Source organism: Pandoraea pnomenusa (genome assembly GCF_040391475.1).
GTDB lineage: Bacteria > Pseudomonadota > Gammaproteobacteria > Burkholderiales > Burkholderiaceae > Pandoraea > Pandoraea pnomenusa_C.
In genome coordinates this window covers 125,014-138,413 of the sequence record NZ_JBEBXS010000009.1, presented here as the reverse complement: position 1 = coordinate 138,413, position 13,400 = coordinate 125,014, and the positions used below count along the sequence as shown (strand labels likewise).

12 protein-coding genes are annotated in these 13,400 nt (G+C 67.5%); 1 reads left to right on the top strand and 11 read right to left on the bottom strand.

All coding sequences use genetic code 11. The features are described from left to right. The first annotated feature begins 106 nt into the window (after positions 1 to 106). Positions 107 to 1,330 (top strand): CaiB/BaiF CoA transferase family protein, encoded by a 1,224-nt coding sequence (locus ABWO90_RS12100; RefSeq protein WP_353191479.1) that lies wholly within the window; start codon positions 107 to 109, stop codon positions 1,328 to 1,330. Between the two features lie 71 nt (positions 1,331 to 1,401). Here ABWO90_RS12100 and ABWO90_RS12095 read toward each other — a convergent pair whose 3' ends face one another. The 11 genes from ABWO90_RS12095 to ABWO90_RS12045 all read right to left on the bottom strand — a co-directional run bounded on the left by ABWO90_RS12095 (position 1,402) and on the right by ABWO90_RS12045 (position 13,399). Continuing rightward, positions 1,402 to 2,265, bottom strand: a complete 864-nt coding sequence (locus ABWO90_RS12095; RefSeq protein ID WP_353191478.1) for an isocitrate lyase/PEP mutase family protein — start codon at positions 2,263 to 2,265, stop codon at positions 1,402 to 1,404. Between the two features lie 66 nt (positions 2,266 to 2,331). After that, positions 2,332 to 3,744, bottom strand: a complete 1,413-nt coding sequence (locus tag ABWO90_RS12090; RefSeq protein WP_353191477.1) for an FAD-dependent oxidoreductase — start codon at positions 3,742 to 3,744, stop codon at positions 2,332 to 2,334. Continuing rightward, positions 3,741 to 4,370 (bottom strand): cysteine hydrolase family protein, encoded by a 630-nt coding sequence (locus tag ABWO90_RS12085; protein ID WP_353191476.1) that lies wholly within the window; start codon positions 4,368 to 4,370, stop codon positions 3,741 to 3,743. Before ABWO90_RS12085 ends, ABWO90_RS12090 begins: the two co-directional genes overlap by 4 nt. A 28-nt stretch (positions 4,371 to 4,398) precedes the next feature. Then, the gene (locus ABWO90_RS12080) at positions 4,399 to 6,450 is read right to left on the bottom strand and encodes a hydantoinase/oxoprolinase family protein (protein WP_353191475.1); all 2,052 of its coding nucleotides are present in this window, start codon (positions 6,448 to 6,450) and stop codon (positions 4,399 to 4,401) included. Then, complete coding sequence (locus ABWO90_RS12075; RefSeq protein ID WP_353191474.1) at positions 6,447 to 8,132, bottom strand: hydantoinase B/oxoprolinase family protein; 1,686 nt, start codon at positions 8,130 to 8,132, stop codon at positions 6,447 to 6,449. Before ABWO90_RS12075 ends, ABWO90_RS12080 begins: the two co-directional genes overlap by 4 nt. Continuing rightward, complete coding sequence (locus ABWO90_RS12070; protein WP_353191473.1) at positions 8,126 to 8,686, bottom strand: LeuD/DmdB family oxidoreductase small subunit; 561 nt, start codon at positions 8,684 to 8,686, stop codon at positions 8,126 to 8,128. Before ABWO90_RS12070 ends, ABWO90_RS12075 begins: the two co-directional genes overlap by 7 nt. A 40-nt stretch (positions 8,687 to 8,726) precedes the next feature. Continuing rightward, positions 8,727 to 10,019 (bottom strand): 3-isopropylmalate dehydratase large subunit, encoded by a 1,293-nt coding sequence (locus ABWO90_RS12065; protein WP_353191472.1) that lies wholly within the window; start codon positions 10,017 to 10,019, stop codon positions 8,727 to 8,729. Positions 10,020 to 10,023: 4 nt separating this feature from the next. Then, complete coding sequence (locus ABWO90_RS12060) at positions 10,024 to 10,734, bottom strand: ABC transporter ATP-binding protein (protein ID WP_353191471.1); 711 nt, start codon at positions 10,732 to 10,734, stop codon at positions 10,024 to 10,026. Further along, positions 10,731 to 11,489, bottom strand: coding sequence for an ABC transporter ATP-binding protein (locus ABWO90_RS12055; RefSeq protein WP_353191470.1), 759 nt, complete (start codon positions 11,487 to 11,489; stop codon positions 10,731 to 10,733). The genes ABWO90_RS12060 and ABWO90_RS12055 overlap by 4 nt, the downstream gene beginning before the upstream one ends. Next, positions 11,482 to 12,507, bottom strand: a complete 1,026-nt coding sequence (locus tag ABWO90_RS12050) for a branched-chain amino acid ABC transporter permease (protein ID WP_353191469.1) — start codon at positions 12,505 to 12,507, stop codon at positions 11,482 to 11,484. The genes ABWO90_RS12055 and ABWO90_RS12050 overlap by 8 nt, the downstream gene beginning before the upstream one ends. Positions 12,508 to 12,526: 19 nt before the next feature. After that, complete coding sequence (locus tag ABWO90_RS12045) at positions 12,527 to 13,399, bottom strand: branched-chain amino acid ABC transporter permease (protein ID WP_353191468.1); 873 nt, start codon at positions 13,397 to 13,399, stop codon at positions 12,527 to 12,529. Between the last annotated feature and the right edge of the window lies 1 nt (position 13,400).

Genomic DNA, 13,400 nt, shown 5'->3' with positions numbered 1-13,400 from the left:
GCTGGTCGACAGCCGCCACGACACCGTACACTCTCTCCCACGAGTTCCGCATTGCAAAACAACGTTCCGCACGCGAACGACAAAGAGACGAAGGAGATAACGAACGATGGGTGCGCTGAGTCATATCCGGGTACTGGACCTTTCGCGTGTGCTGGCCGGGCCGTGGGCCACGCAGAATCTGGCGGACCTGGGCGCGGACGTCATCAAGGTCGAGCGCCCCGGCGTGGGCGACGACACTCGCAGCTGGGGCCCGCCGTACCAGCGCGATGCCGAGGGTCGCGACACTGCCGAAGCCGCCTACTACCTCGCGGCGAACCGCAACAAGCGCTCGCTCACGCTCGACATCTCGCGTCCGGAAGGACAGGCCATCGTCAAGGCGCTCGCCGCGCAAAGCGATGTCGTCGTGGAGAACTACAAGGTCGGGCAACTGGCGAAGTACGGTCTGGACTACGCGTCGCTCAAGGCGATCAAGCCTGACCTCGTCTACTGCTCCGTGACCGGCTTCGGCCAGAACGGCCCGCATGCGTCGCGCGCCGGGTATGACTTCATCGTCCAGGGGATCGGCGGCTTCATGAGTGTCACGGGCGAGCGGGATGCGCTGCCCGGCGGCGGCCCGCAGAAGGCCGGCGTCGCCATCGCGGATCTGATGACGGGCATGTACGCGAGTCTCGCCATCATGGCCGCCCTCACCCATCGCGACCGCACGGGCGTGGGCCAGTACATCGACATGGCACTGCTCGATACGCAGGTCGCCATGCTCGCGAACCTCAACACGAACTATCTCGCCAGCGACAAGGCACCGGTGCGTTGGGGCAACGCGCATCCGAACATCGTGCCGTACCAGACGTTCCAGACCGGTGACGACGGCTGGATCATCGTCGCCGTGGGCAACGACGGCCAGTTCCGCAAGTTCGTCGAAGCGGGCGGCGAACCGGCGCTCGCCGACGACGAACGCTTCTCGACCAATCCTTCACGCGTGCGGCATCGCGAGCAGCTCGTGCCGTTGCTCGCGGAGATGGTGCGCAAGTTCGGGAAAGACGCGTGGATCGACAAGCTCGAAGCGGCGGGGGTGCCGTGCGGGCCGATCAATACGCTGCCGGAAGTCTTCGCGCATCCGCAGGTGAAGGCGCGCGGCATGGAAGTCGCGTTGCCGCATCCGTCGGGGGGCACGGCACGTCTGGTCGCCAGCCCGATGAAGATGAGCGAGACGCCGCCCGAGGCGCGTACCGCACCGCCCACGCTGGGCCAGCACAGCGACGACATCCTCACCGAGCGCCTCGGTTTCGACGCGCAGAAGATAGCGCAACTGCGCGCCGACGGCATCGTCTGATGGCGTGCACCCCGCAGGCGATCCTCCGATCGCCGGCGGGGCGTTAGTTAGTTAGCCCACACACGACAGGCTCATTCGTAACGCTGGCCCTCCGCCAGCAATTCGGGCGTGCCGATGACGGCATTCAGGCCGTCGAAGTCGAGCATGCGATCGCGCCACGCCGCCGTGGTGCCCTGCGCGTGCAGATTTGCGTAATAGCCCTGCAACGTATGCGCCACCGCCCGTGCCGTGCCGCCCGGGAAGATGACGATGCGAAAGCCGATGTCTGCCAGGGCCTGCGCGCTCTGCACCGGCGTCTTGCCCCCCTCGACCATGTTCGCGAGCAGCGGCACCCGCCCCGCAAAGCGCTCGCACGCTGCCGTCATCTGCTCCGTCGTGCGAAGTGCTTCGATGAATAGTGCGTCAGCACCGGCAGCCAGATACTGCTCCGCACGATCGAGCGCGGCGTCCAGCCCTTCCACCGCAATGGCGTCGGTGCGCGCGAGGATCAGCGTATTCGGATCATGGCGCGCGTCGACCGCCGCCCGGATCTTCCCCGCCATCTCCGACACCGGAATCACGCCCTTGCCGTCGAGATGCCCGCAACGTTTCGGAAATGTCTGATCCTCCAACTGGATCATGGCGGCACCCGCACGCTCGAAACCTCGTACCGTGCGCTTGACGTTCAGCGCATTGCCAAAGCCGGTGTCGGCGTCCACGATCACCGGCACCGAAACGCGCTCGGCGATACGCGCCACGGTGTCTTCCACTTCCGGATACGTTGTGAGGCCGATGTCGGAGCGGCCGAGCCGCGTGTAGGCAATCGAGGCCCCCGACAGATACAGCGCGTCGAACCCGGCTTGTTCGGCGATAAGGGCCGAGAGGGCATCGTAGACGCCCGGGGCCAGCAGTACGCTGTCGTTCAGACGCGTCTTGAGAGACGACGATGTCGTCATGGCGCAATCTCCTGTTGTCCTGTTGATCGGTAAATCTTGCGAATGTCGCGCATGGCGCGAGGCGGCTCAAGGCGCGCCGGTGAGCGTATCGATGGCCGTGTGCGCGGCGATATAGCCGCCGGCCACCGCCGACAGCAACCCGTTGCCCGACAAATACCCCCACACCGCATTGCCCGACACCCCGCGCGCCGCGCCACCGGCGGCAAGCAGGTTCGGCAATGGCGAGCCATCGGCGCGCAGCACACGGCATTGCGCGTCGATGTCGAGCCCGCCTTGCGTGTGAAACAGCGCACCCGTGACTTTCACGGCGTAATACGGCGCGGCGAGCGGGCGTGAGAACTTGCGGCCGTCTGCGGCTGTCACGCCCGGGGCTAGGCCGCCGAGGGTCTCGCGCAACACACCGACATCGCACCCGATGACCGCAGCAAGTGCGTCGATATCGGCGCAGGTCTTGAGCGCACCCGCCGCTTCGGCTTCCTGAAAATCGGGAAACGTGCGAGCCAATGCCAGCGTCCGCGCATCGAACACATTCCAGGCGATGCCATCGGGCTGGGCCAGCACGTGCACCGCCGCTTCGGAATAGCCGTGCGTCTCGTCGTGAAAGCGCCTGCCCTCACGATTGATCTGCACACCGCCATCCATGATGACGGCCCACGAGATCAGCACCCCGTGCGGGCTTGCCCACGATCCGTGGCCCTGATAGCCCCCCAGATCCGCCTGTGCCGCCCCCAGCGCACGCCCCCACAACAATGCGCTGCCATCGTTGCCCTCGTGCCCGCCGTACACGGCGTCGGCCATCTCCGGCAGCAGTTCCGTGCGCAGCGCGGCGTTGCCCCCGAAGCCGTTGCACGCAAGCAGCAGCAGGTCGCAGCCGAGGTATTCCATCTTGCCGTCCGGGCGCTCCCCGCCGACCGCCTGCACCCGGCCGGCGTCGTCGACCCAGAGCTCGCGCACCAGCGTGCGCGTCAGAATCGGGGCGTCGGTTGCCTGCACGGCACGCTCCAGCGCGGCCATCAACGCCGCACCGGTACGCTCGGGCAGGCTGTGCATACGACGCACCGTGTGCCCCGGGTACAGGAAGCCGTCAAGAATGTCGAACGTCATGCCGTGGCGCGCGAGCGCATCCATCGCCGGCCCCGACGCTTCGGTATAGGCACGCACCAGATGGGCGGCCGCCGTGCCGTCGGTCTTCGCCGCGATGTCGGCCGCAAAACGGTCGGGACTGTCGTCGATGCCCGCCGCGCGCTGCGCTTCGCTGCCGCACGCGGGAATAAAGCCTGACGACAACGCCGTCGAGCCACTCGGCAGTGCGTCTCGCTCCAGTACCACGCAGTCGACATCAGCGTCCTGCAGGATCAGCGCGGCTGTCAGGCCACAGGCCCCGGCGCCGACGATCACGACGCTGACCTGCGGCAGATCGTCGACGGGCGGCAGACCGTGCCGAATCGTCGGAACGCTCGACGACGTCGTGGCGCTCATGCCGCGATGAGACCCGCGAAGGCCTCGCAAGTCATGACGTCGCCAACCGTGCGCAGATCGGCGAGCGCAGCATCGTGCATCGCAGGCGTGGGGGCCGCGCAACCGTCGGAGAGCACGAGCACGCGGTAGTCGCGCATGTGCGCGTCGCGGGCCGTGCTCGCTACACCGCCGTTCGTCACGATGCCGCACACGACCACCGTGTCGATGCCCACGTTCTTGAGCACCCAGTCGAGCTGCGTGTTGAAGAACGCCGAATAGGCGACCTTCCATACGGCGACATCCACGTACCCGGCCAGTGTGGCCACCGTGGCGTGCCCGGGCGATCCCACGGCGAAATCACCGCGTCGCAGGAACGGGCGCAGTTGCTTCAGATGCGGCGAAATCATCGGCTCACCCGACGCATCGGGCCAAAGCGTGAACTGGCTGGCCGCCACGAAGCCTCCGGCGGCCTTGAGCGATGCCGCCACCGGCGCCAGGCGCTCCGGCAATGCCTGCGCCTGCGCTGTCGCCGCGCCACCGCGGTCATAGGCGCCGCCGGGCGTGATGAAATCGTCCTGCAGATCGACGATGACGAGGGCCGTGCGCCGGGCGTCGAGCTTGGGCGTCACAGGGGTTGCTTGTGTCATGGCGTTCTCCGTTCGTTGGCGTGGCGCGTCACGCGTCGCGCGTAATCAGCAGGTTGCCCAGCGCGTCGACACGCCCCGAGAAGCCCGGCTCCAGCCAGATCGTCGTGTCCGACTGTTCGAGGATCGCAGGCCCGGCCACGGTCGCGTCGACCGGCAGGTCGAGGCGCGCGTAACGCACGGCGTCCCACCACTGGCCCGCGTGATAGACCCGCTGCGTGCCCAAGGCGTCGGGCATCGCACCGGCTTGCGGCGCCAGCACGGCCAGATCGAATTTCGGACGCACGCCGATGCGCGCGTAGCGCAGGTTCATGATGCGCACCGCGATACCGTCGAGCGCCCGGCCGAAGGCCTCGCGATACGCCGTTTCGAACGCTTGCGCGATGCCTTCGCGCGTGAGACGCTCGCGCGCCACGGGCACACGCACCGTATGGCTCTGGCCGACATACAACATGTCGAGCTCGATGATCTCGCGCACGCCTTCGAAGCGCACGCCCGCCGAATCCAGACGTTCCTGACACGCCGTGGCAAGGGCTTCGACCCGGGCGACGAGATCGTCCGTATCGAGTGCGGCCAGCGGCTGATTGAGCGTCTGCACGCTGTCGTGACGCATATCCGCGATCACGCAACCCAGCGCCGACGTCACCCCCGGGTAGCGCGGCACGATGCCGGTGGTCGTGCCGACTTCGCGCATCATCGCGCAGACGTGCAGCGCGCCACCGCCGCCAAACGGCATGTAGGCGAACTGGCGCGGATCGTGACCGCGTTCGATCGACACCACGCGAATGGCGCCGGCCATCTTGGCGTTGGCCACCGTCAGAATGGCTTCGGCCGCCGCATGCACGTCGAGTCCGAGCGGCTTGGCAACGTGTTCGTCGATGGCCGCCGCTGCGAGGCTCGCATCGAGCTTCGCCAGCAGGCCGCCGCCCAGCGGCCGGTCGGCGGCAATGCGTCCGAGCAGCACGTTGGCGTCGGTGACCGTGGGGCGCGTGTTGCCGTGTCCGTAGCACGCCGGGCCGGGGATACTGCCCGCCGACTCGGGGCCGACCTGCAGCAGGCCACCGGCATCCACCGACGCAATCGAGCCGCCACCCGCGCCGATCGTCTCGATCTGGATCATCGGCGAACGCACGACCATGCCGAACTCGATGGACGTCTGCGCCGACAGCGACGCCTCGCCGCCGGCCACCAGCGACACGTCGAACGACGTGCCGCCCATGTCGCCGGTGACCACATTGGCGAAACCGGCGGCGCGCGCAATTGCGGCACACGCGATCACGCCAGCCGCCGGGCCGGAGAGCGCGGTGCGCACGGGCACGTCGCAGGCCGTCTGGCGCGACATGATGCCGCCGTTGCTCTGCACGACGAGCAGTTCGCCACCGAAGCCGCGCGCTTTCAGGTCGCTTTCGAGTCGCGTGAGATAGCTGCCCACGACCGGCTGTAGCGAGGCGTTGAGCGTCGCCGTCGAGCAGCGTTCGAACTCGCGAATCTCGGGCAGCACCTCGGTGGCCGCCGTCACATTGCCGTTGGGCCACAGCGCGCGCACGGCCGCCACGGCACGTTGTTCGTTGACCGGATTCGCATACGCGTTGACGAAGAACACGCACACGGCGTCGCAGCCCGCTTCGAGCAGTTCGCGCACCGCCGCTTCGACCTGCGCGATGTCCACGTCGGTATGCACGGTGCCATCGGCTAGCACGCGCTCATCGACTTCGAGACGCAGGTTACGCGGCACGATCGGCGTGAAGTTGCCACGCAGGCCCCATGTCGCAGGCCGGTCGCGACGGCGCATCTCCAGCACGTCGCGAAAGCCCGTGGTCGTGATGATGCCGGTGCGGGCCACCTTGCGCTCGAGCAAGGCGTTCGTGCCCACGGTCGTGCCGTGGACGATGGTCGCGATGGCGGCGGCCCCGCGCCCTTGCGTGTCGACACGCTCGATGCCGTTCATGAAGCCGCGCGCTTCCTCGCCGCGCGTCGACGGCACCTTGACGATGCGCGCCACGCCCGCCGCTTCGTCGAGGACGAACAAATCGGTGAAGGTGCCGCCGACGTCCACGCCGACAATCGTTGATGCTTCGCTCATGCCTGTTGCTCCTTCTTGGACGCGATCGTGGCGTCCGTCGTCACATATCCCATCGCGCGGTCGTGCGCACGTGCAGCGGCGTCGCGCCCGGCAGGGGCACCGTAGCCACCGCCGCCCGGCGTCTCGAGCCGTACTCGTTCACCGCGCGCCAGCTTGATGCCGAGCATCTTCGACGCCATTGGCGGCGTGTGCCACTGCCCGTCGTTCTGGTATCGGAACACGTTGGGCACCGACGCTTCTCCCCCCGCAATGCCCTGCGGGGCCGAGCGGCCACGCTCGCCGAAGACGAACGCCTCGGCGCTGTCTTCGAGCAATTCGATTTCGTAGATGGCGCCAAGGCCGCCACGATGCTGGCCGTCGCCGGCCGAGTCGGGACGCAGCGCCCACTGCGTGAAGCGCACGGGATACGCGGCTTCGAGAATTTCCACCGGCGGGATGGTGGCCGTCGAGATCGGTGCGTTGCCGTGCGAGAGACCATCGCCGTCGACATGGCCGCCGTGACCGCCGCCGAAGAAGCTGAACATCACCCAGCGCTGGCCAAGACGCGCCGGATCCGTGCGATAGCCCGCAATCGACAGCGCGTTGATGGTGCCGTAGGCCTGGCCCATCGCCCGCTCGGGCGCCGCCTGCGCCATCGCGCAGAAGATCACGTCGATCATGCGCAGGATGGTCTCGGTGTAGCCGCCCACCGGACGCGGGCGTTGCGCCGAAATCAACAGGCCTTCCGGCAGTTCGAACTGCACGGCGTCGAGCACGCCCGCATTGGCAGGCACGTCCGGGAACAGATGCTTGAGCGCGACGTAGCACGCGGCAATCGCCGTGGCGCGCGAGATGTTCACCGGCCCCATGCAGGCCGGCGACGTGCCGGTGAAGTCCAGCGTGAGCGACTCGCCCGCCACGCGCATGCGCAGCGCGATGGTCAGCGGTTCGTCGCGCACGCCGTCGTTATCCAGCATGTCCCGGTAGACGTACTCGCCGTCCGGCAGCGCTGCGACGTGCGCGCGCATGAGCTTCACGGCGCGTTCGCGCAACTGACCCAGCGCATCCTGCACGGTGCCGTCGCCGTATTCGTCGAGCAGATCGCCCAGGCGCCGTGCGCCCAGTTCGAGCGCCGCCAGCTGGCCGTTCAGATCGCCCCACAGGCTGTCGGGCAGACGCGAGTTGGCCTTGAGGATGGCGAGGACATCGGCGTCCAGTTCGCCGCGTCGCACGATGCGCACCGGCGGAATCTGCACAGCCTCCTGCCAGCACTCCGTGGCGGCCGGGTTGTAGTTGCCGGGCACGGCGCCGCCCACGTCGTGCCAATGCGCGGCCGACGCGAGGAAGCAGTACAGCTTGCCGTTGCGGAACACCGGGCGCACGAGCTTGAAATCGTTGGCGTGCGTGCCGCCTTCATACGGGTCGTTGAAAAGCCACACGTCGCCGTCGACCATGCCGCCGCGCTCGGCCGCGGCACGTGCGGCAGCCTGCACGGCGAAAGCCATCGCACCGACGAAGACCGGCAGGCCCGACTTGCCCTGCACGAGCGTGGCGCCGGTTGCGGCGTCGTAGATGCCGTGGCAGGCGTCGTGGGCCTCGGCGATGATCGGGTTGAAGGCGCTGCGGTAGAGCGTCGCGTCCATTTCGTCGGCGATCTGCTCCAGCCGGCCCTTGAGGACCGCCAGGGTGACGGGATCTAGCATGAAGAAACTCCGTGTGATGTCGGTTGTGAGGTCGCGCTGCGCTGCTTGAGCAGATTGAGCAGCCCGCCTGCGTCGACCATGTCGAGGAGGAACCCCGGCACGGTGTCGCAGGTGAGCCGACTGCCGTCAGCGCACTCGACGTAGCCGTCGCGCGGCGCGATCCGCAGGGCTTCGCCCTCCCGGATGCGCGACGCGTCGGCGCAGGTCAGCAGCAACAGCCCCACATTGAAGGCGTTGCGGAAATACAGGCCGTTGAACGACGGCGCGATCACGGCACGCACGCCCAGATGCACGAGAGCGGCGGCCGCCTGCTCGCGCGACGAGCCGATGCCGAAGTTCGGTCCCGCCACGAGCACGTCGCCGGGGCGGACACTGGCAGCGAATTCCGGGCGCACGCGATGCAGGCAGTGACGCGCAATCTCGTCGATGCCGAACTTCATGTAGGCACCGGGCGCCAGCGCGTCGGTATCGATATCGGCGCCGACCACCCACGCGCGATGACTCGCGTCGCGGGTTGCCTCAGGCGGGCCGGATGGGGGCGTTGGCGTAGTCATGAGTCAAAGGAGGCAAGGAAGACGTTCGGGAAGACGCGTGTCACTGACGCACGCGGGCGCTCGCTTCAGCGAGTACCTCGCGCGGGTCGGCGATGCGTCCGGTCAGCGCGGCGGCGGCGACCGCATAGGGCGAGCCGAGATAGACCTGCGCCGTCTCGGCGCCCATGCGTCCCCGGAAGTTGCGCGCCGTGCTCGAGAGCACCGTCGCGCCTTCGGGAATCGAGCCGCCATAGCCCGCGCACGCGCCGCAGGTGTTCGCGAGCACCTGTGCACCGGCGTCGACCAGCACGTCCATCACGCCTTCGCGCGCGGCCTGGGCCTGATCGCGTGCCGACGCCGGGGCCACCACGAAGCGCATGCCCTCCGCCACGCGACGGCCCTTGAGCACACGCGCGGCGGCGCGCAGGTCTTCGAGCTTGGCGCCCGTGCAGGCACCGAGGTAAGCCACGTCGACCGCAACGTCGGAGAACTCGCCGACGGCACGCGTGTTGGCGGGGCTGTGCGGCGCGGCCACTTGCGGGGCCAGCGTACTCGCGTCGAACGCATGCACTTCGGCGCTCGCATCGGCGTCGCCCTGCCACCGTGACACGTCGATCGGATCGGTCACGCCGACCGAGCGCAGATAGTCGACGGTCGTCTCGTCGGGCGCGATCAGCCCGACCTGCGAGCCGAGTTCGGCGCTCATGTTCGAGAGCGTCATGCGCTCCTGCATCGACAGGGCACGCACGGCGTCGCCGCAGAACTCGATCGCCTGATACCGGCCGCCGTTCATGCCGAAGCGTCCGATCATGTGCAGCATCATGTCCTTGGCGGTGACTCCGTCGGCGAGATGCCCGTCCCAGCGCATGCGGATCGTCTCGGGGACCTTGACCCAGATCTCGCCCGACACGGCCACTCCCAGCATCTCGGTGCTGCCGATGCCGAACATGTAGGCACCGAACGCCCCCCCGGTCGGCGAATGCGAATCGCCGCCCACGCAGAACATGCCCGGGCGCAGATGGCCGTGCTCGGGCACCACCACGTGGCAGATGCCCACGGAGTCGTACACATTCGGCAGCGCCTGCGCGCTGGCCCAGTCGCGGGCGATGCGCACAATGCGGCGAGACTCGTCGTCCGATTCCGGCACGTAGTGATCGATCACCAGCACGACCTTCGACTTGTCCCACAGCTCGGCGCCGAGCGATTCGAGCATGGGCTGCAGACGGCGCGGGCCGCTGGAATCGTGAAACATCGCGAGGTCGACGCGGCAGGTGACGATCTCGCCCACCGCTACGGTGTCGCGGCCGCAGGCTGCCGCCAGCAGCTTTTGTGTGAGAGTTTGAGGCACGGTCATTCCCTTACATTCCGAGATAGGCGCGGCGCAGGTCGCTGCTGGCGAGCAACTCGGCGCACGTGCCGCTGTGACGAATCTCGCCGTTCTCGAGCACGTAGCCGCGCTGTCCCGTCTCCAGCGACTGGCCGACGTTCTGCTCCACGAGCAGGATCGACAGGCCGTCGCGTTGCAGGCGCGCGATCAGCGCAAACAATTCCTCGACCATGAGTGGCGAGAGGCCGAGCGACGGCTCGTCGAGAATCAGCAAGCGCGGCTCGGCCATCAGGCCACGGCCGATGGCGAGCATCTGCTGCTCGCCGCCGGACATCGTGCCCGCCGGCTGATTTACGCGTTCGCGAAGGCGCGGGAAAAGATCAAGCATCTTCTCCAGACTGCGCTCTCGCGCCTCGCGACCTCGCGCGAAGGCGCCCAGCGACAGGTTTTCCCGCACGCTCAGGTTCGGGAAAATGCGCCGGCCTTCAGGCACCTGGATAAGCCCCGCCTTGACCACGTCGCGGTAGTGACGTCCCGTCAGATCGTGCCCGTCGAACCTGACATGCCCGCCCCACACGGGGTTGATGCCGGAGAGCGTGTTGTTCAGCGTCGACTTGCCCGCGCCGTTGCTGCCGAGCATCACGACGATCTCGCCCTCGCCGACCGTCAGGTCGACACCGCGCAGCACTTCCACGCGTCCGTAGCCGGTACGCAGGCCTTCGACTTCGAGCAGATGGCTCATTGCACACCTCCCGATTGCGCCGCGAGGCGAGCTGCGGTTCCGTGGCCCAGATAGGCCTCGATCACCGCCGCGTCCGAAGTCACTTCGCGCGGCGTTCCCGACGCGATCAGCTTGCCTTGCGCCAGCACCCATACGTGTTCCGCGAGACTCATGACCGCACGCATCACGTGCTCGATCATGAGGACCGTGACACCGCTGTCGGCGATGTCGCGCACGACCGGAATCATCTCGTCGATCTCGCTCGGGTTCAGACCCGCGAGCACCTCGTCGAGCAGCAGCAGGCGGGGCCGGGTCGCCAGCGCGCGTGCCAGCTCGAGCCGCTTGCGTCCGCACACCGTGAGGTCCACCGCGGGTTTGTCGAGTTGCGCCTGCAGGTTCGTGCGATACGCGATCTCCTCGGCGTCGCGCAGGGCGGCGCGACGCTCGCGCTGATGCAGGTGCGCGCCCACGGCAATGTTCTCGCGCACGGTCTGCGCGCCGAACGGCTGCACGATCTGGAAGGTGCGCGTGAGCCCTTGCCGCGCCGTCTCGTACGGCGCCTGGCCGGTAATGTCGCGCCCCTGGAACTCAACGCGTCCGGCGCCTGGCGTCAGGAAGCCCGAGAGCAGGCCGAACAACGTGGTCTTGCCTGCGCCGTTCGGGCCGACGAGTGCCGTAAGCGACCCCTGCTTGACGGACAGACTGACGTCCTGCACCGCCTTGAGGCCGCCGAACGTGATGGACAGGCCTTCGGCCTTCAGCAAAATGTCAGACACGGGCGTTCTCCTCGCGCGACGCGTTGGACTTCGCATCCTGCGCAGTGCTCGCAACGGGCACCTTGCGATCCATGCCAAACAGTCGGCGGACCGAGGCGCCCGCACCGGTGATACCGCGCGGCAGGAACATCACGATCAGGATGAGGATCGCGCCGTAGATCACCATCGACAGACCGGGCAGCTCACCGAACAGGTTGCGCGTGAATTCGCCGAGCGCATACAGCGCAGCCGCGCCGAGTACCGGCCCCCAGAGCGTGCCGAGGCCGCCCACGATGGCGCCGACGAGCGCCTCGACCGAAATGGTCGAGCCGAATGCGATCCCGGCGTCGATGTACTGGAACATCTGGACGTAGCACATGCCGGCGGCTGCCATGAACCCACCCGACAGCGCAATCGCGCCGAGCTTCACGCGCAGCGGATTCACACCCACGGCGCGCGCCGCGTTCTCGTTGTCGCGCACGGCCTGAAGCCAGGCGCCGAAACGCGAATGTCGCAGCCACGCGGTGACCAGCAGCGCAGCCATCACGAACACGAACAGCACGGCGGCGTAACCGCGCGGCGACGCGAATTGCAGATTGCCCACCCCCTGATGCAGGGGCACCATCAGCCCCACGCCTGCCCCGGTGAACGGCAGCGAGACGGCCAGAATGCGGAACACCTCGGCGAACGCCAGCGTGACGAGCGCGAAATACGAGCCCTTGAGGCCATAGCGGAACGTCACCGCGCCGAGCGCCACGGCCACGAGCGTGCCGGCCGCAATGGCGAACGGCATGGCCAGCCACGGGTTCCAGCCCCATTGCAGTTGGGCAATGGCCTGTGCATACGCCCCCACCCCGAAGAACAGCGCGTGGCCGAACGACAGCTGGCCGCCGAACCCGCCGAGCATGTTCCATGACTGCGACAGCAGTACGGTGTAGAGCGTCATCATCAGAAACGAGAGCCATACGCCCGACTGCAAGGTGAGCAGCAACGCCACCATGGCCACCCCGAACAACCCAATCCATCGAAGATCTTTCATCGTTTTGCTCCTGCCAACCTCACGCGCGCGCGCCGAACAGCCCCTGCGGACGCAGCAGCACGACGATGATGAAAATGGCGAAAATACCCATCTGCCCGAGCGAATCGCCGAGCCAGAGACCGCCGAGTGACTCGACCACGCCGATGAGCAACCCGCCCACCAGCGCGCCGACGAAACTGCCCATGCCCCCGAGCACCACGATCGTGAAGGCGACCAGCACGAAGCCGCCACCCACTTGCGGGTTGACGTAGTACGAGGGCATCAGGAAGCAGGCTGCCGCGCCAACGCATGCCATGCCGATACCGAACGACAACGCATACACGCGCTCGACGTCGATGCCCATGAGCTTGGCGCCATGCTTCTCCTTGGCGACGGCACGGATCGCGCGGCCGAGATCCGTCGCACGCATGATCCAGAACAGCACTGCCGCTGCGGCCAGCGCCCCGCCGAACGCGATCAACTTGGGTACGGCCAGCATGACCGGGCCGATGTCGACCGTCGCCAGCGTGTAGGGGGTATCGATCGTGTGGGTGTCCGACTTGAACCACACGAGCGCCAGGTTCTCCAGCACGATCGCCAGGCCCAGCGTGACGAGCAGGATGTTTTCGTCCTTGCCGTGGCTCGCGCGTTCGATCACGACACGCTGGAGCCCGTAACCCAGCGCGAACATGCCGAGCGTGACGAATGGCAGCGCCATGTACGGATCGATGCCGAGCTTTTCCTTGAGCAGCCAGACGGCGTACAGCGCCACCATCAACGCCGCGCCGTGGGCGAAGTTGATGATGTGCAGTACGCCGTAGACCAGTGTCAGGCCAAGCGCGATCAGCGCGTAGACCGCGCCGGTCGTCAGGCCGTTGAGCACGGCCGACAGGAGGATGACCGGGTCGAGCATC